This window comes from Streptomyces sp. NBC_00435, from assembly GCF_036014235.1.
GTDB lineage: Bacteria > Actinomycetota > Actinomycetes > Streptomycetales > Streptomycetaceae > Streptomyces.
Genome location: NZ_CP107924.1, coordinates 4,447,207 through 4,472,133, shown reverse-complemented (window position 1 = coordinate 4,472,133; position 24,927 = coordinate 4,447,207). Strand labels below are relative to the sequence as shown.

General features: G+C 70.7%; 22 protein-coding genes and 2 pseudogenes. 17 read left to right on the top strand and 7 right to left on the bottom strand.

Features of this window, described 5'->3' with window-relative positions; genetic code table 11:
• The first annotated feature begins 11 nt into the window (after window positions 1-11).
• The 16 genes and pseudogenes from mpaM to OG389_RS20485 all read left to right on the top strand — a co-directional run.
• On the top strand, window positions 12-821 hold the full coding sequence (gene mpaM / locus OG389_RS20560; RefSeq protein WP_328303951.1) for a daptide-type RiPP biosynthesis methyltransferase: 810 nt from the start codon (window positions 12-14) through the stop codon (window positions 819-821).
• Window positions 818-2,101, top strand: coding sequence for a daptide-type RiPP biosynthesis aminotransferase (gene mpaD, locus OG389_RS20555; protein WP_328299929.1), 1,284 nt, complete (start codon window positions 818-820; stop codon window positions 2,099-2,101). Before mpaM ends, mpaD begins: the two co-directional genes overlap by 4 nt.
• Window positions 2,098-3,303, top strand: a complete 1,206-nt coding sequence (mpaC, locus tag OG389_RS20550; RefSeq protein ID WP_328299928.1) for a daptide-type RiPP biosynthesis dehydogenase — start codon at window positions 2,098-2,100, stop codon at window positions 3,301-3,303. Before mpaD ends, mpaC begins: the two co-directional genes overlap by 4 nt.
• Window positions 3,304-3,374: 71 nt before the next feature.
• Window positions 3,375-3,545: a daptide-type RiPP gene (locus tag OG389_RS20545; protein ID WP_328299927.1), complete on the top strand. Its 171-nt coding sequence runs from the start codon at window positions 3,375-3,377 to the stop codon at window positions 3,543-3,545.
• 63 nt (window positions 3,546-3,608) lie between these two features.
• Window positions 3,609-3,785: a daptide-type RiPP gene (locus OG389_RS20540; RefSeq protein ID WP_266576518.1), complete on the top strand. Its 177-nt coding sequence runs from the start codon at window positions 3,609-3,611 to the stop codon at window positions 3,783-3,785.
• Window positions 3,786-3,929: 144 nt separating this feature from the next.
• Window positions 3,930-4,127, top strand: coding sequence for a hypothetical protein (locus OG389_RS20535; RefSeq protein WP_266576043.1), 198 nt, complete (start codon window positions 3,930-3,932; stop codon window positions 4,125-4,127).
• A complete protein-coding gene (locus OG389_RS20530; protein WP_328299926.1) occupies window positions 4,120-4,854 on the top strand; it encodes an ABC transporter ATP-binding protein in 735 nt (244 codons plus the stop codon). The genes OG389_RS20535 and OG389_RS20530 overlap by 8 nt, the downstream gene beginning before the upstream one ends.
• A complete protein-coding gene (locus OG389_RS20525; protein ID WP_328299925.1) occupies window positions 4,847-5,593 on the top strand; it encodes an ABC transporter permease in 747 nt (248 codons plus the stop codon). Before OG389_RS20530 ends, OG389_RS20525 begins: the two co-directional genes overlap by 8 nt.
• 9 nt (window positions 5,594-5,602) lie before the next feature.
• Window positions 5,603-7,246, top strand: coding sequence for a daptide biosynthesis intramembrane metalloprotease (mpaP, locus tag OG389_RS20520; RefSeq protein ID WP_328299924.1), 1,644 nt, complete (start codon window positions 5,603-5,605; stop codon window positions 7,244-7,246).
• A 50-nt stretch (window positions 7,247-7,296) separates the two neighbouring features.
• A complete protein-coding gene (gene lanKC, locus OG389_RS20515; RefSeq protein WP_328299923.1) occupies window positions 7,297-9,879 on the top strand; it encodes a class III lanthionine synthetase LanKC in 2,583 nt (860 codons plus the stop codon).
• Complete coding sequence (locus OG389_RS20510) at window positions 9,863-10,966, top strand: glycosyltransferase family 2 protein (protein WP_328299922.1); 1,104 nt, start codon at window positions 9,863-9,865, stop codon at window positions 10,964-10,966. Before lanKC ends, OG389_RS20510 begins: the two co-directional genes overlap by 17 nt.
• The gene (locus tag OG389_RS20505; protein WP_328299921.1) at window positions 10,963-12,030 is read left to right on the top strand and encodes a glucose-1-phosphate thymidylyltransferase; all 1,068 of its coding nucleotides are present in this window, start codon (window positions 10,963-10,965) and stop codon (window positions 12,028-12,030) included. Before OG389_RS20510 ends, OG389_RS20505 begins: the two co-directional genes overlap by 4 nt.
• Before the next feature lie 94 nt (window positions 12,031-12,124).
• Window positions 12,125-13,096, top strand: a complete 972-nt coding sequence (rfbB, locus tag OG389_RS20500) for a dTDP-glucose 4,6-dehydratase (protein WP_328299920.1) — start codon at window positions 12,125-12,127, stop codon at window positions 13,094-13,096.
• Between the two features lie 112 nt (window positions 13,097-13,208).
• Window positions 13,209-13,859, top strand: coding sequence for a response regulator transcription factor (locus OG389_RS20495; RefSeq protein WP_328299919.1), 651 nt, complete (start codon window positions 13,209-13,211; stop codon window positions 13,857-13,859).
• Complete coding sequence (locus tag OG389_RS20490) at window positions 13,856-15,028, top strand: sensor histidine kinase (protein ID WP_328299918.1); 1,173 nt, start codon at window positions 13,856-13,858, stop codon at window positions 15,026-15,028. The genes OG389_RS20495 and OG389_RS20490 overlap by 4 nt, the downstream gene beginning before the upstream one ends.
• Window positions 15,029-15,304: 276 nt before the next feature.
• Window positions 15,305-15,835 (top strand): annotated as a pseudogene (locus OG389_RS20485) (DDE-type integrase/transposase/recombinase); the annotation flags it as partial.
• Window positions 15,836-16,051: 216 nt separating this feature from the next.
• On the opposite strand, the gene OG389_RS20480 reads toward OG389_RS20485, so the two are convergent.
• The 3 genes and pseudogenes from OG389_RS20480 to OG389_RS20470 all read right to left on the bottom strand — a co-directional run bounded on the left by OG389_RS20480 (window position 16,052) and on the right by OG389_RS20470 (window position 18,908).
• Window positions 16,052-17,242, bottom strand: coding sequence for an FAD-dependent oxidoreductase (locus OG389_RS20480; RefSeq protein ID WP_328299917.1), 1,191 nt, complete (start codon window positions 17,240-17,242; stop codon window positions 16,052-16,054).
• Window positions 17,243-17,621: 379 nt separating this feature from the next.
• Window positions 17,622-18,095 (bottom strand): annotated as a pseudogene (locus OG389_RS20475) (tyrosine-type recombinase/integrase); the annotation flags it as partial.
• Between the two features lie 96 nt (window positions 18,096-18,191).
• The gene (locus OG389_RS20470; protein ID WP_328299916.1) at window positions 18,192-18,908 is read right to left on the bottom strand and encodes a DUF4232 domain-containing protein; all 717 of its coding nucleotides are present in this window, start codon (window positions 18,906-18,908) and stop codon (window positions 18,192-18,194) included.
• A 331-nt stretch (window positions 18,909-19,239) separates the two neighbouring features.
• On the opposite strand from OG389_RS20470, the gene OG389_RS20465 reads away from it, so the two are divergent.
• On the top strand, window positions 19,240-20,754 hold the full coding sequence (locus tag OG389_RS20465; protein ID WP_328299915.1) for a helix-turn-helix domain-containing protein: 1,515 nt from the start codon (window positions 19,240-19,242) through the stop codon (window positions 20,752-20,754).
• Window positions 20,755-20,972: 218 nt separating this feature from the next.
• Here OG389_RS20465 and OG389_RS20460 read toward each other — a convergent pair whose 3' ends face one another.
• From OG389_RS20460 to OG389_RS20445, 4 genes are all read right to left on the bottom strand, one after another.
• Window positions 20,973-21,434, bottom strand: coding sequence for an SCO4225 family membrane protein (locus OG389_RS20460; protein ID WP_328299914.1), 462 nt, complete (start codon window positions 21,432-21,434; stop codon window positions 20,973-20,975).
• Between the two features lie 82 nt (window positions 21,435-21,516).
• The gene (locus OG389_RS20455) at window positions 21,517-22,104 is read right to left on the bottom strand and encodes a hypothetical protein (RefSeq protein WP_328299913.1); all 588 of its coding nucleotides are present in this window, start codon (window positions 22,102-22,104) and stop codon (window positions 21,517-21,519) included.
• A 118-nt stretch (window positions 22,105-22,222) separates the two neighbouring features.
• The gene (locus OG389_RS20450) at window positions 22,223-23,065 is read right to left on the bottom strand and encodes a hypothetical protein (RefSeq protein WP_328299912.1); all 843 of its coding nucleotides are present in this window, start codon (window positions 23,063-23,065) and stop codon (window positions 22,223-22,225) included.
• 842 nt (window positions 23,066-23,907) lie between these two features.
• Entirely contained in the window at window positions 23,908-24,810 is a 903-nt protein-coding gene (locus OG389_RS20445; RefSeq protein WP_328299911.1) for a helix-turn-helix domain-containing protein, read from the bottom strand.
• Window positions 24,811-24,927: the final 117 nt, after the last annotated feature.

Below are 24,927 nucleotides of genomic sequence, written 5' to 3'. Positions count from 1 at the left end.
GCACCGTGACCATGACGCTTCCCACCACGATTCCCGGCCGTGCCGGAGAACTTCTGGCCTCCCTGGGCGACCGGGCGGTGCTGTGCGACCTGTACGACGAGGTCGGTTCCGAGGTCTACCACGACATGGCCGGACGGGATCCGCAGGAAGTGCGGGAACTGCTGGGCCTGGTGCGTGCCACGCCGGGACCGGTGCTCGACCTCGCGGCCGGCTCCGGCCGGCTGACCATGCCGCTGCTGGCGCTGGGCCGGGAGGTCACCGCGCTCGACCTGTCCGAACACATGCTGGCACTGCTGCGCACCAGGCTCGGCCTGGCCCCCGCGGCGCTGCGCGAGCGGTGCTCCGTGGTGCGCGGAGACATGAGCACCTTCGCACTGGGCCGGCGCTTCCCGGTGATCGTGCTGGGCACGACCTCGGTCTCCCTGCTGGACGAGCCGGGCCGGGCCGGACTGTACGAGGCGGTGCGCGCCCATCTGGAGCCGGGCGGACGCTTCCTCCTCACCACCGTGGCCGTGGACCCCGCGTACACGGGACCCGCCGAGATGGAGGAGAAGTACACGACCGACAGCGGCCGCGCCTACCGCATCTTCGAGTACTGGGCCACGGGCGACGCCGCGCGTACCGTCACGATCTTCCCGGCCGACGCCGGAGCGGCCACCGGTCCCGTCGAGGTCTGCACCACCCGGGTCGGCGTCCTGCCCGCGGACCGGCTGGAGGCCGAACTGGCGGCTGCCGGGTTCACGGTCCGCGGCCGGACGGCGCTGCCCGCGGTCAGCCGCCGGCTGGGCGACGTACTGCTGGAGACGGAGGTCCGCTCATGAGCGCCGGCCCCAAGGCCCTGTGGCCTTCGCTGCTCCCGCCGGACCAGCACGGCACGGACGCCCTGTGCGCCGTGTCCGCCGAGGGCGTCCGGGTCCGTTTCGCCGACGGCCGCGAACTGCTCGACGGCTCCAGCGGACTGTGGAACACCAACCTCGGCTACGGCAACCCGGCCATCGCCCAGGCCGCTGCCGACGCCCTCCTCAAGGCCTCCTACCTCAGCGTGTTCCGCTACGAGAACTCCTACGCCCGCCGGGCGGCCGAGGCGCTCATCGAGGCGTGCGGGCCCCGCCACTACGGACGCGTGCTGTTCTCCACCTCCGGCGGAGCGGCCAACGACCTGGTGATGAAGCTCGCGCGGCACTACCACGCCCTGCGCGGCGAGCCGCGCCGCAAGGTCGTGGTGGGACTGCGCGGCAGCTACCACGGGCTCACCTTCGGCGGGTTCGCGCTGACCGGCGAGGATCTCGGCCAGCAGGTCTACGGCGTTGACCAGCGCCTGATCCGGCACGTCTCCCCCAACGACCCGGCGGAACTCGCCGCGCTGCTGGACCGGCAGGGGGCGCAGACCGCCGCCGTGGTGGTGGAACCCGTCATGGGTAGCGGTGCGGTACCCCTCACCGAGGAGTTCGTCGCCGAGCTCCTGAGGCTGCGCGACGTCCACGGATTCCTGCTGGTGGCGGACGAGGTGGCCACGGGCTTCGGCCGTACGGGCACCCTCTTCGCCTCCGAGCGCTGGCCCGCCCGCCCCGACCTGCTGATCTCCTCGAAGGGGCTGACCAACGGCACCAGCGCCGCCGCGGTGGTCCTCGCCTCACGGCAGGTGGCCGGGGTCTACGACGAGGCGGGTGCGGTCCTCAGCCACGGTGAGACGCAGGCGGGGACACCCGTCACCTGCGCCACGATCCTGGCCACGCTCTCCGAGATGCGCAGGCTGGACGCCCTGGAGCGGGGGAGGCGGGTGGCGGCCCGGTTGGACGAGGAGTTCGCCGCTCTGGTCGCCGGGCACCCGCTGGTGACCGGGACGACCGGTGTGGGCTGCTTCCGATCCGTCCGCATGTGCCTCGAAGACGGCACGCCGTTCCCACAGGAGCAGGTCTCCGCACTCGTCGGAGCGATCCGCGCGGCCGGCGCGATCGTGCACCCCGGGCTGAACGGCATCCAGCTCTTCCCCGCCCTCACCTACACCGACGCCGAGGTCGGCGAACTGATCGCCTGCGTACGGACCGGCCTCGACGCCTGCGCCGCAGGGGTCGCGCCGGACGGCGGCGGGCGCGCATGAACACCTGCCCCGACGGTCCCACCCGGACCCTGTGCGGTCTGGAGCGGATCGCGGAAATGGTCGCGGGCCGGCGCAGGACCGCCCTGCTGATCGACTCGGGTGTCGTCGGCAGCGAGCTTGTCGAGCGGATCGGCTCCGTGCTGGCGCGGGCCGGTGCGCGCGGATCCTGCACGGTGCTGACCGGAGCCGGGGATCTACGCGGACTCGACGTCCTGGCCGACGCCCTCGCCGACGCCGAGCTGGTCCTGGGCATCGGTGGCGGTTCGCTCCTCGACCAGGCCAAGCTGGCGACACTGATGCGCACCAACCCGGACGTGCGCGCCCGGATCACCGTGCCTCAGCGCAGCGGACTCGTCCTGCTGCCGCCCGCCCTCGTCCGCGGGGTGCCGCTGGTCGCCGTGCCCACCACGCTGGGCACCGGGTCCGAGGTCAGTGGAGTCGTCTGTCTCGCCTCACCGCAGGGCAAGCGGCTGGTCATGGGTGCGGGACTGCGGCCGCAGGCCGCCGTGCTGGACCCGCTGGCGACGGCCACACTGCCCGGCGAACTGCTGGCCGAAGGCGTACTGGAGGCCCTGTTCAGGGTCACCAGCCCGTACGTAGGTGACCTGAGGGACCTGCCGACCGAGGACGCCCTGGTCGAGGCGGTCGCCGAGCGGCTGGTCCGGCTGGGCCACGAGGTGAGCCGGGCACGGCGGGCGGGGCACCGCCCCGACGGCCGGCTGCGCACCGACATCGCCAGGCTGAGCGGCCATACCCACGCGGAGTGGCTGCACTTCGGCCGCGAGCCGTACGCGGTCAAGGGCTGGCTCATCGCCAACGAGCTGTCCTCGGCGCTGGGCGTACGGAAGATGACCGCGGTGGCGGCGCTGCTCCCGCCCCTGTGGCGGGTCATCGCCGACGGCGATGAGCGGTTCGGCTCGGCGCGCAGGCTGCTGCGCGTCTGGGAGCGGCTGCGTACCGCCGGACCCGTCGTCCTTCCCGCCGATCCGGCACGGGGGATGGCGGATCTGATCGACGGCTGGGGCATCGGACGGTACGTCGCCGCCCCCGCGCGGCAGCTGGACTGCGTCGCGCGGGCCACCGTACGCGCCTGGGGTGCCGGACTGCCGATGCTCGGCGAGCTGGCGCGGGGCGACGTACGCGCACTGCTGGCGGAGGCCGCCGGCGAGCCCGCCGCCCTGGCCGCGGCGCCGGCCACATGAGACTTCCGTCCCGGTCCACCGGGGCCAGGGACGGATGAATGAAAAGCACGAACAACAAGGGGGATTTTCTCATGGAGAAGACCAACTCCAACTCCGTTCTGGAGCTGGGCATGCAGGAGCTCGAAGCCATGGAGGCTCCCGGCTTCTGGTCCACCGCCGCCGGTGTCAGCGCCGGTATGAGCGTGGTCAGCGGTGTCGCCTACAGCGCCGCCTGGGTCGCCTCCGTCTCCATCGCGACCTGATATTTCCACCGCTTCACACTCTCGAATTCAGTAATTCACACATCAAGAAAGAGGAGGTGCGACATGGACCAGAACAAGGGTTTCGAGTCGTCGCTGGAACTGGGTATGCAGGAGCTCGAGGCCATGGAGGCCCCGAGCTTCTGGTCGGGCTTCAAGACCGGCGTGACCATCAGCGCGGCCAGCGTCGCCTCGTCGATCGCGTACAGCGGTCTGACCGTTGCGGCTAGCATCGTCACCTGATCCAGCCTCATGGGCGGCAGAGTTCACGCACTTCGGCCGATACGTGAGTGAACTCTGGTAGCGGAGACCCGTGGTGGCTGAAGCATGCCGCCACCACGGGCCCCGCATCCAGCACTTGTGACACAAACCAGCTAAGGAGCCTCCATGTCCAGTGGACGCCGGAACCAAAACGCGATCCTGATACCGGGCATCATTTCCGCGCCCGTCATCGTATTGCTCGCGATTGTCAACCTGACCATGTCGGGTCCTGCCCAGACCGCACTCATGGCAGTTCTGCTGGCTGCTCTGCTGGTCTGCGTCGTACTCGTCGGCAAGGGAATCGCCCGGAGCCGCAATGAGTGACAACGCCGTGGTCAGCTTCCGCGGCGTGACCAAACGATTCGGTTCTTACACCGCGGTGGACGACCTCTCCTTCGACGTCCGGCCCGGCCGCGTCGTGGGCCTGCTGGGGCGCAACGGAGCGGGCAAGACGACCTCCCTGCGCATCCTGCTCGGACTCGCCGCTCCCACCGCGGGCAGCGCCACCGTCTTCGGCCACCGCTACGCGGACCTCCCCGGCGCCGCGCACCGGATCGGGGTCAGCATGGACGGCATGGCACCCGTCCCCGGCACGTCCGGCCGCCGCGGGGTCGCGATCTGGGCCAGGACTCTCGGCCTGCCCGCCTCCCGTGTGGACGAGGTGCTCGAACGCGTCGGTCTGGGCGACAAGGCCGACCGCCCGGTGAAGGGCTACTCCACCGGCATGCGCCAGCGCCTGTCCCTGGCCGTCGCCCTGCTCGCGGACCCCGAACTGCTCGTCCTCGACGAGCCCGCCAACGGCCTGGACCCGGACGGCATCGCCTGGCTGCGGCGCATGCTGCGGTCCCTCGCGGACGAGGGCCGGACCGTCCTGGTCTCCAGCCACCTCCTCGCCGAGGTCGAACAGACCGTCGACGACGTGGTGATCATGCAGCAGACCCTGCGCTACGCGGGGCCCCTGTCCGAACTCACTTCGGACGGGGCGGACCGACTCGAAGACCGCTTCTTCGCACTGGCCGGAGCGGGCAAGGGCGGAGGCCCCGATGCGTAACGTGATAGCCGGCGAGTGGTCCAAGGCCTGGTCCGGCAAGGCCTGGTGGATGCCCGCCTCCTTCGGCATCCTCATGTCCCTGATGGCGAGCCTCGGCTACGCCACACAGGGCCACGAGAGCATCACTCAGGGACAGACCGACGCCGGCGCCGTCACCGACGACGTCGTCCAGGCCTGGATGATGATGCTGCTCTTCGCCTCGCTGTACGGCGCGGTGTCCGTCGCCCGCGAGTACGCCACCGGCACGATCGCCCGCTCGGTGCTGCTCAGCGGCAGCAGGATGCGCTTGTTCTCCGCGAAGCTGATCGTGACCACGGCCATGGGCGCGCTGTACGGCGTGCTGGCCGCCGGCCTCGCGGTCGCCTCCGGCTGGGGGCTCATGGTCTCCGGCGCCGGCCACGATCCGGTGTGGACGCGGGAAACCTGGCTCATCGTGCTCGGCATCTTCGTGTGCAACACGCTGTCCGCGCCGTGGGGGCTGTTCATCGGATGGATCGTCCGCAACCAGATCGCCGCGGTCGGCACCCTCATGGGCTTCACCCTGCTCCTCGACCCGGCGCTGCAGACGCTGTTCCCCCAGGGCGCCAAGTACCTGATGACGATCGCGATGAGCTCCGTCTACCGCGACGGCAAGCCCGAGCTGCTGTCCGAGCCGCTCGCACTGCTGGTGATCGCCGGATGGCTGGCCGCAGCCGCACTCCTGGCCCGCAAACTCTTCACCTCCCGCGACGTCGTGTAAGGCGCATTCATGTTCACTAAGACGGCATCCGCCGAGCTCGACCCCGAGCGGCTCGCCCGGCCGCGCATCGCCGAGGGCGTTGCGGTACAGGAGCCGCTCGAGGCGGGTGCCCCCTGGGTGATCCACCGCGGCGGTACCCGGTACTTCCGCGTCCAGGCCGACCTGGCCCAGCTCACCCGGGCCCTGGACGGCACCAGGGACCACGAGGAACTCGCCGCGGCCCTCGGCTCGCCGTGGACGGCGGACGACGTGGACGTGGCGGTGCGCAAGCTCGCCGACAGCCAGATGCTGGACGACGGGACGAAGCCCCGGCACCACAGCCGGCGGGTCCGGTTCGTACCGCCGCTGACCGTCCAGTTCACCCTGCTGCGGCCGGAGCGGCTGCTGCGGCTGGTCCTGCCCGGACTGCGGCTGCTCGCCGGCCGGGGCGGGGCCGCCGCGGCCCTCCTGTGCACCCTGGGCGGCCTGCTGGCCCTGGCCTTGCAGGCACCCGCGGTGCAGCAGGCACTGGGCAGGCCGCTCCCGCCGTCCACCTACGCGGGTGTGGTCCTCGGCGTCCTCGCCACGACCGTGGTCCACGAAATGGGCCACGGAGCCGTCCTCACCTACTACGGCGGGCGCCCGACCCGGATGGGCGTCATGCTCTTCTACCTGTCGCCCGCCTTCTTCTGCGACGTCTCCGACGGCTGGCGCCTCCCGCACAAGGACCAGCGGGTGCGGGTCGCGCTGGCCGGCGTGGTCACCCAGTGGGTGATCGCCGGAGCCGCGGCGCTGACCGCGCTGCTCACCGGGGTCTCGGCCCTGCGCGACGGCCTGATCATCTTCGCGGTCGTCACCTACGTGTCGGGCCTGCTCAACCTGCTGCCCTTCGTGAAGCTCGACGGGTACCTCGCCCTGATGAGCCACCTGGACATCCCCCACCTGCGCGACCGCGCGATGACCGACGGACGGCGCGCCCTGGCCCGGGTCCTCTTCGGGGGCCGCTACGAGCGCGAACTCCCCCAGCTCACGTGGGCCGCTCCGTACGGGGTGATCTGCCTCGCCTTCCCGCTCTACCTCGTCGTCATGGCCGCGAACCTGTGGGGCTCGGCGTTCCTCAGCATGGGCGCCGCGGGCGCCTCCCTGCTGCTCTTCGGCCTGGGCTTCCTCGCCTACCACCTCGGGCGCGGCGCGATGGGCCTGGCCCGCGAGGCACTCAAGGCGGGCGCCCGGCTCCGGCGGATCTGTGCCGTCGGCCTGTGCGCGGTGGCGATGGCCACGGCCTGCGCCACGCTGGTCCACCTGCCCTGCACCCTGACCGGCGGCTACACCGTCCGTGACGACGGCAGGACGGAACTCCTGCTGCCGACCTCGGCGGACCGTTCGCTCGTCCACAGCGGGGCACCCGTACGGCTGCTGCGCTCGGGCGTGACCACGCAGAAGCAGACCGGCACCGCCACCGTCGCCGGTGAGCGGGCCGCCGCGGCCACCGCACCGCTGTCGATGCTTCTCCCCGTACAGACCCAAGCGCTGCCCATGCCCGTCATCAGCTACCCCCTGGACGTGGCCGCCACCCCGCAGGACCGCACCGGCACCGCTGTGCTCGACGCCGGCAGCCGCCCCCTGGGCGAGTGGCTGTACGTCAAGTACGTCGCCCCGGCCACGCGCTGGTAGCAGCGGTCCCCGACGGCTCGACGACCCGAAGACCGACGAGAGATAACTCAGTGGACATCCGATACCTGGAATACTGCCCGCCTGGCTCCCCCTTCTACGACGTCCCCGCCACCGCCCCCTCGGACGCGGACGACTTCCCGACCGCGCGTGCCACCCTCGCGCCGGGGTGGACGCGGACGGTCAACTCCCACTGGGTTTCGCTCGCGCCGGACAATGGGGCGCTTCCCGCACAGGGCTGGAAGATCCACGTCTCGGCCACCCTCGACAACGCCGAACGCGTACTCGACGTCGTCCGGCAGTACTGCGGGCCGCGGGACATCGCCTTCAAGTTCATCCGCAGCCCGAAGACCCTGCGCCAGCGCAACAGCAAGTACGGCGACCGCAGCGCGAGCGGCAAGTTTATCGCCATCTACCCGTCCGGCGAAGAGCAGTTGGCCACCGTGCTGAGCGAACTGGGCGAACTCCTCGACGGCGAGCAGGGTCCCTACATCCTCAGCGACCTGCGCTGGCGGTCCGGCCCCCTCTTCGTGCGCTACGGCGGATTCGCCCTGCGCACCGGCCGGGACGCCTCCGGCCGTGAGGTCTACTGCATCGAGGACCCCGAGGGCAATCTGGTACCCGACGTCCGCGGGCCCGGTTTCCGGCCCCCGGAGTGGGTGGAGCTCCCCGCGTGCCTGGAAGAGGCGCTCGCCGCCCGCGATGCCGGCACGCTCGACGGCTTCCCCTTCCGTGCCACCAAGGCCCTGCACTTCTCCAACGGCGGCGGGGTGTACCAGGCCACCGACACCCGCGACGGCAGCACCGTCCTCCTCAAGGAGGCCCGGCCGCTGGCCGGACTGGACGACACCGACGCGGACGCCGTCACCCGCCTGGAACGCGAACGCTGGGCACTGGATCGGCTCGCCGGCCTGACCTGCGTACCCGCCCTGTACGACTACCGGGTCGGGCGCGAGCACTACTTCCTGGCCCGGGAGTTCGTGGACGGCCCGGCCCTCATCCATGAGGTCCACCGCCGCAACCCCCTGGTCAACGCCGACCTGCCGGAGACGGAGTACGCCTCCTACGCCGCGTGGGCGACCGGCCTCCTGGACCGGGTGGAGCAGGCCGTCGAGGCCATGCACGGGCGGGGCGTCGTCTTCGGCGACCTGCACCCGAACAACATCCTGGTCAACTCCGACGGCACGGTCCGCTTCATCGACTTCGAGGCGAGCAGCGAAGCCGGGGACGAGTGCCGGCAGGTCATCGCGGCCCCGGGATTCCGGGCGCCTGAGAACTACACCGGCACCGCCGTCGACCGGTACGCCCTCGGCTGTCTGCGGCTGGCGGTCTTCCTCCCGCTGACCGTCGTCATGACGTGGTCCCCCGCCAAGCTCGGCCAGCTCATCGACCTGGTCACCGAACGCTTCCCCGTCCCCGCCGACTTCGAGGCCCTCGTCCGCCGCTACCTCGGCGTGCCCGCGCCCACCGAGTCCGCCAGGTCTGCCGCGCCGGACGACCACGACGGACCCGTGTGGCCGATGCCCGATGCCGGGAACTGGCCGGCGCTGCGCACGGAACTCGCCGACGGCATCCTGTCCACCGCCACCCCGGACCGTGACGACCGTCTCTTCCCCGGTGACATCGAGCAGTTCCGCACCCCCGGCGGCGGCGTGAACCTCGCCACGGGCGCGGCCGGGGTCCTGTGGACCCTCGCCGAGACCGGTACGCCGGTACCGCCCGAGCTCATCGACTGGCTGACCCGGGCCACCGGCCGGCTGGCCGACCCCAGGCCGGGCCTCTACGACGGCCTGGGCGGCGTCGCCCTCGCCCTGGACCGGCTCGGACAGCCCGGTCAGGCCCGCGAACTGCTGGACCGGGCCCTCGCCCTGCCCCGTGACGACATCGGCGAAGGCCTCTCCGGTGGACTGGCCGGCCTCGGCCTCGCCCTCCTGCACTTCGCCCGGACGACGGGTGACGCGGCGCTCCTGGACCAGTGCCTGCGGATGGCCGACGACCTCACCGGCCGTTCCTCCCGGCAGCAGGACGACGCACCGCGCCCCGGCCTGCTGCGCGGCAGCGCGGGCGTCGCGCTCTTTCTGCTGCGCCTGTACGAGGAGACGTCCGACCCCAAGCTCCTGCACCAGGCGGTCGAGGCCGTGCGCACCGATCTGACCGACGCCGGCTGGCGGCCCGACGGCGACCGCCCGGACGAGGCACCCTGGCGGGCACCCCTGATCGCCTTCGGCAGCGGGGGCCTGGGCATGGTGCTCCACGAACTCCTGCGCCATCACCACGACCCCGAACTGGCCGCGGCGCTGGAGGCGTTCCGTGGTGCGGCCGGGCAGCGGTTCATGCTGCACAGCGGCCTCTACCACGGCCGCGCCGGGGTCACCCTGGCCCTGCACCACATGCGGGACGGCTCCCAGGGCACCGCGCACTCCGTCCGGCAGCACCTCGCCGGTCTGGGCTGGCACGTCATCCCCCGCGACGGCGGACCTCTCTTCCTCGGCGACCACAACCTGCGGCTGTCCACGGACCTCGCCACCGGCTCGGCGGGCGTGCTCCTGGCGCTCGACTCCGTCCTGGGCACCACCGGGACCGGACTGCCGTTCCTTCCCGGCCGGACTGGAAGCCCGGATGACACCGCCGCGTGACCCCCGGGTATCGGTGATCTGCCCGACCTTCAACCGGTCCCGGGCCATCACCGACACCCTCGACTCCGTCAGCGCCCAGTCCGTCACCGACTGGGAACTCCTGGTGGTCTCGGACGGCAGCACCGACGACACGGACGACTGGGTCCGCGACCGGGCCCGCAGCGACCCGCGGATCCGGCTGATCCGCACGGAACGCCACGGACACCCCAGCGGGCCCCGCAACCGCGGGCTCGCCGAGGCCCGCGGCGCGTACACGGTCTACCTGGACCACGACGACCTGTGGTTCCCCGGCCACCTGCGTGTGCTGCTGGAGGCCTTCGCCGACGGCGCCGGTTTCGTGGCCACCGGCTTCGAGGTCAGCGACCGGCACGGCACCGTCACCTCCGCCTCCCGGCCACTGGAGATGTGCTGGCACCCCGAGATCCAGACCCTGGGACCCGTCTTCGAACCGTCCCGCGTGGCCCATCGGAGCGGTCTCGCGGAGCAGGTCGGCGGCTGGCGGGCCGGGGGCGGCGCGGAGGACTGGGACCTTTGGCTGCGCCTGGCCGACGCGGGCACGCGCTTCGCGACCGTCCTCGACCGCACGGTCCGGCTCCTGAGCGACGCCGGTACCCGCAGGCACGGCATCTCCCTGCGCCGGCGGATGTCCGTCGCCGTCTTCGACGATGCCCGGCGGGCTCACGCCGCCCTGCGTGAACTGCGCGACGACCGCCACGGGGCCGCCTTGCGCGCCGCGTGCACCGCGGACACCCGTGCCTGGCTGCGGCGGATGGCCGCCTCCGCGCAGTTCGTCCGTCCGGCCGGCTGGGCCGGTGACCCGGAAGCCGGGCTGACGGACGGACCCGAGGCGCTCGGGGGGTCGTGGACCGACCTGGTGCTGGTACCGGACCGCGGCCGCTACCTCCTGGCGCTGCCCCTGGCGTGCGTCACCGCCGAGCACGCCCTGCGGGTCCAGTCGCTGGTCCGGCGCACGCAGCCCAGCCAGTTCGCGCTGATCGACGAGGTGACCGCCCGGCACGGGGGCACGCTGCCGGCTCCGGGCGTCGCAGGCGCGGTGGCCGACCGATCCGGCGGTGGCCGCTCATGAAGGCACTGGTTCTCGCCGGAGGTACCGGCAGCCGCCTGAGGCCCATCACGCACACCGCGGCCAAACAACTGGTCCCCGTCGCCAACAAGCCCGTCCTCTTCTACGGGATCGAGTCGATCGTCGAGGCAGGAGTCACCGAGATCGGCGTGGTCGTCGGGGACACCGAGCCGGAGATCCGCGCCGCCCTCGGCGACGGATCGCGGTTCGGCGCCCGGTTCACGTACTTCCGCCAGCACCGTCCCCTCGGCCTGGCCCACGCGGTCCGCATCGCGCGTCACTGGCTCGGCGAGGACGACTTCGTGATGTACCTGGGGGACAACTTCGTGATCGGCGGCATCACCGGCCCGGCCGAGGAGTTCCGGGCGGCCGGGACGGATGCCCGCATCCTCGTCGCCCGGGTGCCGGACCCCACCCGGTTCGGGGTAGCCGAACTCGACCCGGACGGGCGGGTGGTCCGCCTCCAGGAGAAGCCGCTCGAACCCCGCAGCGACCTCGCGGTCGTCGGCGTCTACTTCTTCACCAGCGCCGTCCACCGGGCGATCAAGGCCATCAAGCCCTCGGCACGCGGGGAGCTGGAAATCACCGACGCCATCCAGTGGCTGGTTGACTCAGGGCACGACGTGCGTGCCGGAATCATCCACGGCTACTGGAAGGACACCGGCGACGTCACCGACATGCTCGAAGTCAACCGGCGGGTCCTGGCCGACGTCGAGGCCGCCGTCCTGGGCGACGTCGACGGGGCCAGCGTCCTCGTCGGACCGGTCCGGATCGAAGCAGGCGCCCGGATAATCCGCTCGACGATCGTGGGTCCGGCCCTCATCGGGGCGGGCACCATCGTCCGGGAGTCCCGGATCGGTCCGTCAACCTCGATCGCCGAAGACTGTGTGATCACCGGGAGCGACGTGGAGTTCTCCCTCATCCTGCGGGACGCCCGGATCGAGCACGCCGGACGGATCGAGGGCTCGCTCATCGGCCGCTCGGTACGCGTGACGGGTACGCCCGCCGCACCGCGCGCCCACCGGCTCGTCCTGGGAGACCACAGCCACATCCAGATCGCCTCCTGACCCCGGCCCGGCCCTGCCTCCGCCTCGCCCCGCCCCCGCCCCCGCGCCCGCGGGCGCGCCCGCACCCGCACCACAACGAAAGACGTCACCTCTCATGAAGATCCTCGTCACCGGTGGAGCCGGCTTCATCGGCTCCCACCTCGTCCGCTCCCTCCTGGCCGACGACGCGACGGACACGGAGGTCACGGTCCTCGACGCCCTGACGTACGCGGGCAACCCCGCCAACCTCCGTGCCGTCCAGGACCACCCCGGCCTGCGGTTCGTCCAGGGCGACATCCTCGACGGCGCGCGCGTGGACCGGCTGCTGGCCGAGCACGACGCGGTGGTGCACCTGGCGGCCGAGTCGCACGTGGACCGCTCCATCGCCAGCGGCCGTTCCTTCGCCTCCACCAATGTGCTCGGCACCCAGACGCTCCTGGAGGCGGCGGCCCGGGTGGGCACGGGAACCTTCGTCCACGTCTCCACCGACGAGGTGTACGGCTCCATCACCACCGGCTCCTGGCCCGAGGAACAGCCGCTCTCCCCCAACTCGCCCTACGCGGCGGCCAAGGCGGGGTCCGACCTGCTGGCGCTCGCCTACCACCGGACCCACGGGCTCGACGTCCGCATCACCCGCTGCTCGAACAACTACGGGTCCCACCAGTTCCCCGAGAAGCTAATCCCGCTGTTCATCACGCGGCTGCTGGACGGCGGCCGCGTGCCGCTCTACGGCGACGGCAGCCAGATCCGCGACTGGCTGCACGTCGAGGACCACTGCCGCGCCATCCGCCTGGTCCTCGAAGGAGGGCGCCCGGGCGGGATCTACAACGTCGGTGGGGGCACGGAGCTGACCAACCGGGAGCTCACGGGACGGCTGCTCGACGCCTGCGGAGCCGGCTGGGACAGCGTCGATCACGTCGCGGACCGCAAAGGTCACGACCTGCGCTACTCGGTCGACTCGACGAAAATCCGTGAGGAACTGGGGTACCAGCCCATCCGCTCGTTCGACGAGGGCCTGGCGGAGACAGTCGCCTGGTACCGGGAGAACCGTGACTGGTGGGCGCCGGCCCTGGAGGCAGCCGCGTAGGTGATCACCGCCAACCACCATGCGTGTACGGTGAGAAGTGCAAGGTGACAAAGGGTGGCAAGAGGCGGTCGGGGTAGTGCAGAGGTCAGGGGGATCGGCCGTTCTGCGCGTCGTGGTAGTCGACGACGAAGAGCTGATGCGCTCCGGACTGCAGATCATTCTTGGCAGTGCACCGGACATCGACGTCGTCGCCACCTGTGACGGACCCGCCGCGCTGACCACGATCGCCCGCCACCGTCCGGACGTGGTACTCCTGGACATCCAAATGCCCGGTACCGACGGATTCGAGGTCCTGGCACAGCTGCGTTCGCTGGCCCTTCCGCCGGTCGTCGCCATGCTCACCGCTTTCGCCACGGGAGACTTCGTCCACACAGCGCTGCACCAGGGAGCGGCCGGCTACCTGCTGAAAGACACCGATCCCGAACAACTGGTACGAGAAGTGCGGGCGCTTGCGTCGGGCGGCCGACCCCTGGCCTCCAGCGTCGCACCCTCGGTCATCGATGGCTTCCTCGCGCACGGCACTGCCTCGAACGGCGCAGCACAGGCCGTCGCCGTGCTGGCCCCCCGAGAGCGGCGGGCACTGACGCTGGTCGGGCAGGGCCTGACGAACGCGCAGATAGCGCAGCGCCTCAAGCTGGCCCCCAGCACGGTCAAGGACCACCTCAGTGCGCTGATGGCCAAGCTCGGATGCCTCAACCGGGTGCAGGCCGCCGTCATCGCCGAGCGCGCCGGCCTGCTGGAGCGCCCCGGGAACCAAGCGTGAACGCACGACGGCAGTGGTCCTGGCTACGCCAGCGGCTGGTCTGGATCCTCCTTGGGATCACCGGCCCTGCCGTCGAATGCGCGCTCATGACGGCGGACCTGTCCTTCGCAGACGAATCCCACGCAATTCTGAAGGCGTTCATCCTGCTGGTCACACCGGTGCTGCTGTTCGCGGCGCACCGCTACCCCCTCCCGGTCTTCCTCGCCACCCTCCCCTCCGTGTACGCGGGTGCCAGCGTCCCGCCGCTGGCGGCCTTGTACACGGTCGCGCTGCACGGCCACCGCCGCTGGGTCCCCGTCGTTTGCGCCATGATGTTCGTGTACTGCGAGCAGCACTGGGCCGAGTACCCGCAGATGAGTATCGGCTCCCTCGAGAACATCGCCCGAACCGCCGCGTACGCGATGGTCTGCATCGCACCGGTCGTCCTCGGGATGCTGACCCGCACCCAGGATGAGCTCTCGGCCCGCCTGGTGGAGCTCGAAGCGTCACGCGTGCGCGAGAGCGACCTGCTGACGCAGCAGGTTCTGGCAAGCGAACGGGCCCGTCTGGCCCGAGAGATGCACGATGTGATCGCCCACCAGGTCAGCCTGATCAGCGTGCAGTCCGCAGCTCTCCAGGTCTCCACCACGGATTCCCGCGCCCGGGAGAGCGCGCGGACGGTTCGGGAACTGGCCTCCACCACCCTCGGCGAGCTACGAGAGATGCTCGGGGTCCTGCGAGCATCCGGGGGCACGGTCGACGTTCACGCCCCACAGCCACGCCTCGCCGACCTGCCCCAGCTCATTGCCGACAGCGGCCTGGACGCCCAGTTCCGTACCGAGGTCCCCCTGTTCGGTGCGGGGGCATCGGAATGGTCGCAGACGGTGCAGCGGGCGGCGTTCCGCACCGTCCAGGAAGGCCTGACGAACGCCTCCAAGCACGCACCAGGCACACCCATCGACGTACATCTGTACGAGACAGACCGGCATCTGCACGTAGAGGTCCGCAACGCCGCGCCCCCGCCCGAGACCCACCCCCTGGACCTACCCGCGAGCGGCTTCGGCCTCACGGGCCTGCACGAACGCGCCCAACTTGCTGGCGGCAGGGTACAAGCAGGCCGGACAGGGGACGGCGGCTACCTCCTGCACGCCACCTATCCCCCACCGACCCCTCCCGCACCGACGGGCTGAATCCACTTCGCCACCGCCCGTCGGCCCCGCCCACCCATGGGCCGTGGCCCTGCTCCTTCCGACCGCAGCTGGCACGGGCGGTCGCCGTGGCCGTCTCCGACGCCGCAGACCCACCGCCGAGCAAGGTCGGCAACCGCATCCTCGACCCCTCCGTTCCCGGCACCTTCATCGAGGGCGGGATCGCGGAGGACGGGGGCAGGACGGACGACGAAATCGTCACCGCGTTCATCTGCCCCGCATGTGACGTGCGACCGGCACCTCACTCCCCACCGGAACATTTCCAGTGGCCCCGACGCGCTCGCCCACGGTGAGCGGCGACTCTCTACAGCCGTCCGGCGGGCCGCCGAGCGTTTCCGGGTCTCGCCGACCACGGTCCAGCGCGGTGGGCCCACCGCTACCGCGATCACGGAGGGGCGGGCATGCGTGTCCTCGCGCCCGCACCACAGCCGACGCCGGACCCCGACCCGCACCGAACGCCGGATCATCAAGGTCCACAGGACCCTCGGCCGGCAGGCCGGCCGCAAGAAACGGCCCCGCCTGGGCTACAGCTGCATCCACACCGCCGTCGACGACCACTCCCGCCTCGCCTACAGCGAGATCCTGACCGACGAGAAGAAGGAGACCGCTACCGCCTTCTGGCAGCGGGCGCAGGCGTTCCTCACCTCGTGCGGGATCACCGTCGAACGTGTCCTGACCGACAACGGCGCCTGCTGCAAGTCCCACGCCTGGCGCGACAGCCTGGCGGCGGCCGGGATCACCCACAAGCGAACCGGCCCCTACCGGCCCCAGACGAACGGCAAGGTCGAACATCCGCGCCCTTCAGGGCGGCAAACAGCGCTCTCCACGGGTCGACACGGGGCCTCGCAACAGGCTCGACATGGGGTGTTTTCCCAGGTCAGGAGCCGTATGGGCGACCTAAGCGGCGTTGATTCCCAAGCTTATAGCGCGGGTTCGATTCCCGTCATCCGCTCCATAGCAAAAGCCTCAGGTCAGTGACCTGGGGCTTTTGCGTTGCCGGGACTTTTAGGCGCTGGGGAGGGGGTTCTGGTGGTAGCGCTCTGCGCCGTCCTGGGCCGCCTCGCGGACTGCCTTGTAGGCGTACTCGACCATGTCGGCCTCGTACGTGCGCAGGGCGGGGATGAGGGGCGCGCCGGTGGCGGCCTGGGCGAGGGCTTCGGTCAGGGCGGCGGCGGCGCGCAGGGCGGTGTTGGCGCCGGCGCCGCCGGCGGGGCTCATGGCGTGGATGGCGTCGCCGAGGAGGGTGATGCGGGTGGTGGGCCAGGCGGGGACCGGGATGCTGGTGCGCAGGGTGAGGGGGAAGACGGCTTCGGGGAGCCAGTGTTCGATGATGGCGTGCAGCCGGGGGTGCCAGTCCGCCGTCATGTCGAGGGCGAGCTGGTGGAGTTCGGGGCTGGTGAGGGTGCGCAGGTCGTCGTGGGGGAAGCGTTCGGTGCGGGCGCCGAAGTAACAGGCCATGTAGTCGCCGCCGTCGTGGAGTTCGACGTCGGGTGCGAGGCGTGCGGCGGCCTGGGTGGCGGGCTCGTGGGGCTGGTGGGGGCCGATGCCCATGTAGCGCTCGCGGGAGCCGACCAGGGGTGTGAACACGTTGAACATGACCTCGGGGAACAGAGCGCGGGTCTGCTCGTTGAGCGGGACCTTGCCGTAGACCTGGCGTACGCCGCTGTCCATGATCTGCGCGTGCGGCAGGTACTGCTGGCGTACGACGGAGTTGATGCCGTCGGCGGCGACCAGGACGTCGCCGGTGGCGGTGGTGCCGTCGGCGAAGTGCGCGGTGACCGGGCCGTCGCCGTCTTCGGAGGTCTCGTAGCGGACGAGCTTCTTGCCGAAGGCGATGTGCTCGGAGAGGCCTTCGGCGAGGATCTGGCGCAGGGTGAGGCGGTCGACGGAGATCGGGGTCTCGTCGGGGTCGTCTTCCAGGACGCGGGTTTCGTTCAGCTGGTCGTCGAGCTTGACGATGCGCAGCGGCGGGTAGCCGGCGGTGGCGCGGAAGAGCTCGTACAGCTCCGGCGGCAGTGCGCCGCGCAGGATGCGGTCACCGTTCGGGTCGATGTAGAGGCGGTAGCCCTGGCTGCGGGTGAGCAGGGCGTCGTCGCGCTCGAAGACGGTGACCTCGACGCCGTTGCGGCGAAGGCCTTGGGCCAGGCAGAGGCCACCCAGGCCGGCGCCGATGACCATGACACGGAATTCAGACATGACAGTCCCTTCCTCAACATGCTGATGGAAGGGACGCACAGGGCACTACCAGCAAGAAACCGGTGTGCTGAGAGCGCGAGCTCCGCCCGGACTTACCACTCACCGGGAACCGTTCTTTCGCGCGTCCACTGCTTACCAAGCTAACAGACGCAGAATCGGGCCGTCAGGGACTTAAGTCCCACCCGCGACCCCGCCCCGTCCCATGGGGCATGGCGTCGTCTCGCGCCCTCCAGCCCGCTCGCGGGTGATCCAGCCGGCTCACGCCTCTTCCTGGGCAGCACCACGACGGCGTGCCCCAACCGTGCCCTTAAGGACGTCATCCGCTCCACAGCAAAGCCCCAGGTCAGCGACCTGGGGCTTTCGCGTTGCCTAGACCTTTCTAAGGGTCCCGTGCCCGATCCGCTCCAGACGCCTTGGTGCGCAGGGCCTGCACCCTGGCAGCGATCCCGGCGGCGACCTCCTTCTGCCGCTCGAGGTTGGAGTGCTGGTAGATCATGGCCGCCTTCTCCGAGGACTGGCCGGCCCGCACCATCGTGTCCTTCAACGTCGCCCCGGACTGGGTCGAGAGCGTGTGCCCGGTGTGACGAAGGTCGTAGAGCGTGAACCCATCGGGCAGTCCCACCTTCCTCCGAGCCTTCTTCCCCTTCCGTCCAAAGGTCGTCCGCCGAAAGGGGGCGCCCCGCTCCCCCACGAACAGCAGTCCGTCCGGCTGTTGCTCCGCCTACAGATACATGTGGAGCTTCAGATCGCCCCTCATGAAGTCCGGCAGCACGATGACCCGCTCACCTGCCTCGGACTTGGTCTCCCCAGGCGCACGCTTCCCCGTATTCAGCTCGGGCTCGGCGGACCGCACCCAGAGTTGTCCAGCGTTTCCTCGCCCGGGACAGTTGAGCCCGCCCCGGCGACACACCCCACGGGGCGGCCGGAGCCGCAGCCCCCGGAACTCCGTTCAGAAGGCGCGCAGCGCGTCGCGGGTGTTGGTGCGGTACAGGCCGACCTTCGGGTTGGCGACGCTGCCCGGCTTGGCCAGCTGGAGGCTGACGCCGTCCGCGTTCTGCATGTGCTCCTTGTCGGCAATGACGTTGACCTCGTCGGCCACGGGACCGTTGCCACCCGACGGGTTGAGGTCCACGGCCGCGTACGCGGTGGCGCCGGGGTGCACCGGGTACGCCGGGGCGCCGCCCAGTCCACCGGGGGCAGTGGCCTGGAGACCGAGCGCGCCGCCCTTGGCGCTGAAGCCGACGGTGGGGAAGTAGTCCAGACCGCAGGAGGTGGAACCGTTGTTGGTCACGGTGATGACGCGGACGGTGGCCGCAGTGCCCGTCGGGGAAGTGACCTTGACGGTCAGGTCGCGCGCCGAGCAGGGGTGGGTGTAGGCGTAGGAGTCACCGGTGGTGTCCCCCGTGCCCTTGCCGCCCGAACCGGCCTTCGCCGGGATGGCGGTGGCCGTACCGGTTCCGGTGACCTTGCCGGCGGACGGGGCGGCGGCGCCCTCCCCGGACGGCGTCACGGTCCCGGTCGAGACCGGCTTGTCCGCACTCTTGGTCGCGGCGGGGTTGGCGGTCGGCCCGCTGGCGCTGTCCGAGCCGCCGCAGGCGGTCAGGGCCAGAGCGAGGCCGGCGGTGGCGGTGGCCAGGGCAGTGGTGCGGAGTCGGTAGGTACGCATGGGGAACTCTCCGTGTCGGTGCGGTCGTCAGACGGAGGCTTCCGCTTACCGCCTGACGAGACGTTGGGTGGGGCTGCTGTTCCGGTCGGCTGCTGCAGAAGACGGCCGAGGGCCGGTCGGTGGGGCGGGTGGGGGCCCTCCCGTTGCGATCGCCGAATCCGACCGCCGATCCGATCGGCGGACCGACGGGCTGATGACGCAACTGTGGGGCCGGTTTTGTCCCAGTGGCGTCTGGGCCGGGATAGTAGGAACCCTGGAACGCTCCCGACCCTTCTCAGCTGGGCGATCGGGCGAGCCTGGAACGTGCTTCCGGGATGAGGGGCAGGGTGGAATGGCCACGGAGACGGAGCGGTTCGCGGAGCTGATGCGCGGATTCAAAGAGCGCTCGGGGCGCAGCTACGGCACGCTCGCGAAGCGTCTGCACTCCAGCAACTCGACGCTGCACCGCTATTGCAGCGGCGCGGCGGTGCCCACGGATTACGCCCCGGTGGAGCGGTTCGCCCGAGTCTGCGGTGCCTCGGCCGACGAACTGCTCGCGCTGCACCAACAGTGGCTGCTGGCGCTGGTGGAGCGGCGGCGGGGGGTGACGGAGGGGCCGGCCTCGGGGTCGGGGGCGGCGAACTCCGCGGAGCCGCGGGGCGGTGACGCCGCGCCCGAGGTGCCGCCTGCATCGGCGGTGGTGGTGGCCGGGGAGGCTTCGGAGGTCCGGCCGCAGGCGGAGACCGACTCCGCACGGGCCCCGGCGTCCGCGGCCGGGTCCGCCCCGGCGCCCGGACCCGCCGCTGCGGAGGCACCCGCCCCGGCGCCTACCCCCGCTCCCGCGCCGGCACCGGCGGAGGCCCCCGCCCCTGCCCCGGCAGCGGAAGCACCCGCACACGCCCCCGCCGCCCGGATCCAGCCGGGCCCCGCCCGGGCCTCCGTACCGGGGGCCCGGCGTCCTCGGCTGCTGCTCGCGGTCGCGGCCGCCGTGGCGACCGCCGCGGTGGCGGGGACCGCGGCCGCCGTCTCCGCCATGGGAGATACGGGTCACGGGGACACGCGCCACGGCGCCGTCCAGCCGTCCTCGCGCGAGCGGGCGGCGGGGGGCCCGGCCTTGCCGTCCGGCGGGTCGTCGTCACCCACGCCCACAGCCGATTCCGCACCCCCGTCCGGCCCCGGACCGTCGTCCCCCTCGGCAACGTCCGCGTCCACCTCGCCGGCCACCGCCAAGGCGGGGGCCTCCCCCACCGCCCCGTTCACGGTCAACGTCCTGCCCGACAACTGGGACAGCCCCTGCGACCAGTGGTTCGCCCTGGACAAGGCACCCGGCACGGTCCCCCCGCCCCCCGCCGGGCCGGCGACCGAAGGGTGGGCCCGGGCCCTGGACGCCGTCCCGGCGGGGCACCTGCGCATGCAGCTGACCGTCCAGGGCACCGAGGGCAAGCCCGCGGTCCTGCACGCGCTGTACGTCCATGTCGTGAGCGGCCGCAAGGCTCCCGGCTGGAACGCGTACACCATGGGCGCCGGTTGCGGCGGCGCGCTGGTGCCGGCGTCCTTCGCCGTGGACCTGGACGACGCCTCCCCGAGGGCCAGGCCCGTACCTGGCAAGGAGGGCGAGCGGCCGACGGCCTCGACCGACTTCCCGTACAAGGTCTCCGCCACTGACCCCCAGGTGCTGAACATCGACGCCGCCACACTCGGTCAGGACGTCAGCTGGTACCTGGAGCTGGCCTGGAGCAGTGGCGACCGCCAGGGCACCACCCGCATCGACGACCACGGCCGCCCGTTCCGCACGGTCGCCCTGAACGCCGGCCACAGCTACTGGTACAACGCGAACAACAACGCCTGGCTGCCGGACACGGAATGAAGGACCGATCGCCCCCGGTCCGAAAGCGGCCGCAGTCCGGACACTCCCCGGACAGTCGACCTCTCGCCACCAACTAGACCGTGCCCAACGCAGCCGGCACCGCCGTGTCGAAGCGCGGCGGGCTCGCCTCCCCCGGCGCCCCAGCACAGCGCGGCGCCGGAAAGCCACCGGCTCGCAGGAGCCGTGGCTCATGGCCGGATGTCCGCGTGGCCGTACGGCTAGGCCCCCACATTCCTGGCGTCGCGCCGCCGCGCCACGTAGCGGAGCAGGGCCCAGATCGCCGCGGCGTTGACCAGGGCGCCGACCAGGACCGCACCGTAGAAGCCGAAGTCGGACCACATGTCGAGCTTGCCGCCGACGGACGTGTCGGGTGCCACCCAGTCCGAGGGACGCGGGGCGGACTCCGGCAGCAACTCCGTGGGCTCCGGCTTGGGAGGCGGCTGCGAGCCTTCGTAGACGGGCCCCACGACCGGGTCCGACTCGTCAAGGGCGTCCGCCGCGGGTCCGAAGAACGTCAGCAGCACGACGCTGACCGGCGCCGTGGCCAGGATCGGCCAGACTCCGAAGAACCCGATGTCCCCGGTCCGGCTGCCGATCGCGACGTAGAGCAGCATCGCGACCACCAGTGCCAGGTACGCACCCGGCACCCACATCTCAGCCTTCGACCAGCGCCGCACCATGACGTTCCCCGTTCCGTTCCGTTCCGCTTCGTTCGACCTGCGCCCAGTCTCGAAGCTGCCGAGGGTTGCCACCTGAGTACGCCTACTTATCCTGCGGCACCCTGAGTACCTGGTCAGAGCCGTGCACGGCCAGCAGGCCGGGGACACCGCGCAACGTATCCCCCATGTCCGACACACGGCGCCGGAGGATTCCGAGGCTGGAGCACGGCCCCGGCCTCGAGTTCGCCGGCATCGATGAATCCCGCAGAACGTGCGCGATCTCCTCCGGCTTGAGTTCAATGCCGTCCAGCCCCTGCGCGGTCAGCGGGATTTCCGCCAGCGCGTATTCGCCGCGGCCCTCGGCACTGAACTCGGTGCCACTGTGGTCCTCGAAGGACCACGTCCCGATGCGGGCGAGGTGGAAGACCTGACGCTCCTCGTCGGACTCCATCGTGTGCAGAAGACGGACGATGACGGCCTTCCCCGCGATCTCCTCGTGGGTCTCGCGGTGGAGGGCCGCCTCCCGGGACGCGTCGCTCTCCTCGCCCCCGCCGGCTGCCGGAATGACGCCGAGGATGCGCAGGGCGAGGAAGGCGTGGATGTCCTCGCCCGAGAGACCGTCGGCGTACGCCGCAGATGAGGCGATGGTGCCGACGCCATGGCCACTTGGCAGCCCTTCCCCGACAGCCACTATTCGCAGTGCCCCTCCGCACGCTCCACGTCTCAGGCCCTGAGGAGCGGAGCGGACTGCTGGAACACATCGTCACATCCGGGCAACGCCCCAGCCGGGGTCCCCGCCATGGACAGGATCAGATGGAGCCCTCGGGGAGACTCAGCTTCGCGGCCTGTAGCTCCTCTGTCCCCTCCAGGTGGAGCCCGCACAGTACGCAACCGAAGAAGCCACCGCGCCTGTCAGGCTCCTCGTCCTGGGCCGCCAGAACGACGAGCGCGTTGTTTTCACAAGCTGGGCATGGAAACCAACCCATAGGAGGCCCAGGCTCGCCGGTCTCCTCGTGTATCCCGGCAGGGAACCATTCGCTGCGAAGGCTCTTGAGTGGGGCCTGCACACCCTCCAGGAGGTCAGCCGGAAGGTTGCCAAAGTGGTCATCGAAGCGATTCCGAGCCTGCCGGATTCGGACCTGGACCTCGCGTTCAGTCTGATCACGCTGGTGGTCGATGGCAATGCGGACCACACTGTCCCATCTCCCCCAGAAAGATATGAGGGACGTGGTCAGCCCTACGTGTAGGGCCTGCACGGACTTCGCCAGGGTCACCAGCAGAGCCCTCCCCTGCTCGCCTCCGGTCGAATGGGCCACCCCGTTCCGCAAGTCGATCAAGAGGTCCAACTGCCCATCAGAAGGCAGGATCTGCAGCGTTCGCAGCCGACTGATCGTCTCGGCAGCCCCGATGGTGCGCACTTTGCTCGCTGTTCGGTGACCGCCGAGGTGGAACAGCATCTCTGCACTGCCCCGCATCTCCGCGACATAGATGGGGTTCTTCCCCACCAAAACCGCCTTGCCCAGCCGCTCGATGGCGACCCCGGCGTGGAGAACGAACTCGTCGTACTCACCACACGCGTGATCGTCCATCGCTTTGTGCGCAGCCTTCCTCGCACCTTCAAGGAAGCTCTCGAATGAGAGGGATTCGTCCATGCGGAGACGTTAACCGCGCCTGCGGTGCCGCATCGACCGGTTTCATGACGCAGCCACCCATGGCCTCCGGACGGCGGCCGACTCCAGTCGTGAACCGCATGCCGGCGGTCTGCCGCCTCTGGCTACGATGCCAGCCATGCGCAACGAGAGGCATGACGAGCGCTGCCGGAGGACGAGCTGGAGCTCTTCCTCCAGTACCTGCACCGATGCGCCAACCATGATCTCGATCAGTGGGAACAGTCGGAGCTGGGGTACGAGCGGTTCCCTGCGTACGTCACGCTCAGCAGGAGCCCGTTCCACGAATCCAATGCGTCCGCCTACCGCCGGCCATGAAGCGGCAGTGCCTCGCGCCCCACGGCTGCGAACCTCGGTGCGTAGGCTGCGCGGCATGACCAGCGAGCCACCGATACGCCCTGACTGCGACAAGGACCTGAAGTTCGGTGGGTTCGGGCTCCTCCGGCGGGAAGACGACGACCAGCGGACGTGCCGCCCTCTGTGGAAGTGCTCGGAGAGGAGGCACATGTGGTGGCAAGGGTCGATCGGCCGGATCTGCAACGCTCGTTCCAGCCCGAGAGGTTCGACTCCGCGCAGCCACATGCGCTGAAGTCGGCGTCCAAGGACCCCGATAGGCCGCCCCGCGGGAACCGTCCCCTCCCGCACGTCGCACGTGGCGCCGCCGCGGACACCTCGGCGTCACCGGCCGTTCCGACTCGTCCCGCTCCATACCGGGGAGCCTGGTCGATGGTGGCGATCGGCCGCCATTTCGGGCGTTGTCGGGAGCACGCAGAAATGTGTCTTCGGTCTCGGGACGCGTAAGAAGGATCGGCCGTACCGTGCGGTGGTCACGGGGGCGGTGAGGGTACCGCGCAGGCGTCCGGTCGGAATTCCGTGCCGAGATATTCCTTGATGACTTCAGTGATGAACTGCCGGGTGCTGTCCGGGTTCAGCGCCCGGGCCTGCACATGCGCATACGTGTCGCTGTACCTGCGCACGTCGGATCGTTTCTCCAAATAGCGGTCGCTGGTGAACCCCTCCAGGTACACCACGTTCACATCAGTGGTGCCGGCGAATTCGAGCAGTGAGAACTGTCCCGAGACACCGGGGTGGGCGCCCACTCCGTGGGGGAGAACCTGCACGGTGATGTGCGACTGGACACCGAAGTGGGTCAGGTGCTCAAGCTGCTCGCGCATGACCTCGCGGCTGCCCACCACGCGTCGAAGAGCCGACTCGTCCAACACGGCGGATAAGCGCAGTGGGTTGCCGCGTTCGTTCAGCCGGTCCTGGCGCCGCAGCCGTACCTGGAGGAGTGCGGCTGCCTGGTCGGGGGTGGCGTGAGGGATCGTTCCTGCGATGATCGCCCGGGCGTAGGCGGGAGTTTGCAGCAGGCCCGGGATCACCAGGGGTTCGTAGGTCCGGATCACCGCGGCCTCGGTTTCCAGGCCGATGTAGGCGCCGTACGGGATGTCGCCGTAGGCATTCCACCAGCCCTGCCAGCCCGATTCCCCGGCCAGCCGCATCAGGTCGTCGACGAGCCTCTGGTCCTGGACTCCGTACAGCCAGCAGAGATCGCGCACGTCGCGCGGCTTGATGAGGCGACGGCCGTTCTCCAGGAAACTGAGCTTGGGCTGGGAGATCAGCAGGCGATCCGCCACTTGCTGCGACGTCATACCGCTGATCTGCCGCAGCCGGCGTAGCTCCGATCCCAACCGACGCCTGCTGACGGTGGGATTGCTGTTGACGCCCACGGGGTGTGCTCCTCCGCTTCGAAAACCCTGCTCTGGCGAGCAGAATGCCATGACCCAGGGGCAGTTGGATCCGTCCAGACCCCGTGTCGCGCCTGTTGCCGACCGGTTCGATTCCGT

Coding starts and splice junctions, on each gene's coding strand:
- OG389_RS20535 (WP_266576043.1), top strand. CDS start 3,930: ATGTCCAGTGGACGCCGGAACCAAAACGCGATCCTGATACCGGGCATC.
- mpaM (WP_328303951.1), top strand. CDS start 12: ATGACGCTTCCCACCACGATTCCCGGCCGTGCCGGAGAACTTCTGGCC.
- OG389_RS20460 (WP_328299914.1), bottom strand. CDS start 21,434: ATGGTGCGGCGCTGGTCGAAGGCTGAGATGTGGGTGCCGGGTGCGTAC.
- OG389_RS20505 (WP_328299921.1), top strand. CDS start 10,963: ATGAAGGCACTGGTTCTCGCCGGAGGTACCGGCAGCCGCCTGAGGCCC.
- OG389_RS20480 (WP_328299917.1), bottom strand. CDS start 17,242: ATGTCTGAATTCCGTGTCATGGTCATCGGCGCCGGCCTGGGTGGCCTC.
- OG389_RS20530 (WP_328299926.1), top strand. CDS start 4,120: ATGAGTGACAACGCCGTGGTCAGCTTCCGCGGCGTGACCAAACGATTC.
- mpaP (WP_328299924.1), top strand. CDS start 5,603: ATGTTCACTAAGACGGCATCCGCCGAGCTCGACCCCGAGCGGCTCGCC.
- OG389_RS20450 (WP_328299912.1), bottom strand. CDS start 23,065: ATGGACGAATCCCTCTCATTCGAGAGCTTCCTTGAAGGTGCGAGGAAG.
- OG389_RS20510 (WP_328299922.1), top strand. CDS start 9,863: ATGACACCGCCGCGTGACCCCCGGGTATCGGTGATCTGCCCGACCTTC.
- OG389_RS20465 (WP_328299915.1), top strand. CDS start 19,240: ATGGCCACGGAGACGGAGCGGTTCGCGGAGCTGATGCGCGGATTCAAA.
- rfbB (WP_328299920.1), top strand. CDS start 12,125: ATGAAGATCCTCGTCACCGGTGGAGCCGGCTTCATCGGCTCCCACCTC.
- OG389_RS20545 (WP_328299927.1), top strand. CDS start 3,375: ATGGAGAAGACCAACTCCAACTCCGTTCTGGAGCTGGGCATGCAGGAG.
- OG389_RS20470 (WP_328299916.1), bottom strand. CDS start 18,908: ATGCGTACCTACCGACTCCGCACCACTGCCCTGGCCACCGCCACCGCC.
- mpaD (WP_328299929.1), top strand. CDS start 818: ATGAGCGCCGGCCCCAAGGCCCTGTGGCCTTCGCTGCTCCCGCCGGAC.
- OG389_RS20525 (WP_328299925.1), top strand. CDS start 4,847: ATGCGTAACGTGATAGCCGGCGAGTGGTCCAAGGCCTGGTCCGGCAAG.
- OG389_RS20540 (WP_266576518.1), top strand. CDS start 3,609: ATGGACCAGAACAAGGGTTTCGAGTCGTCGCTGGAACTGGGTATGCAG.
- mpaC (WP_328299928.1), top strand. CDS start 2,098: ATGAACACCTGCCCCGACGGTCCCACCCGGACCCTGTGCGGTCTGGAG.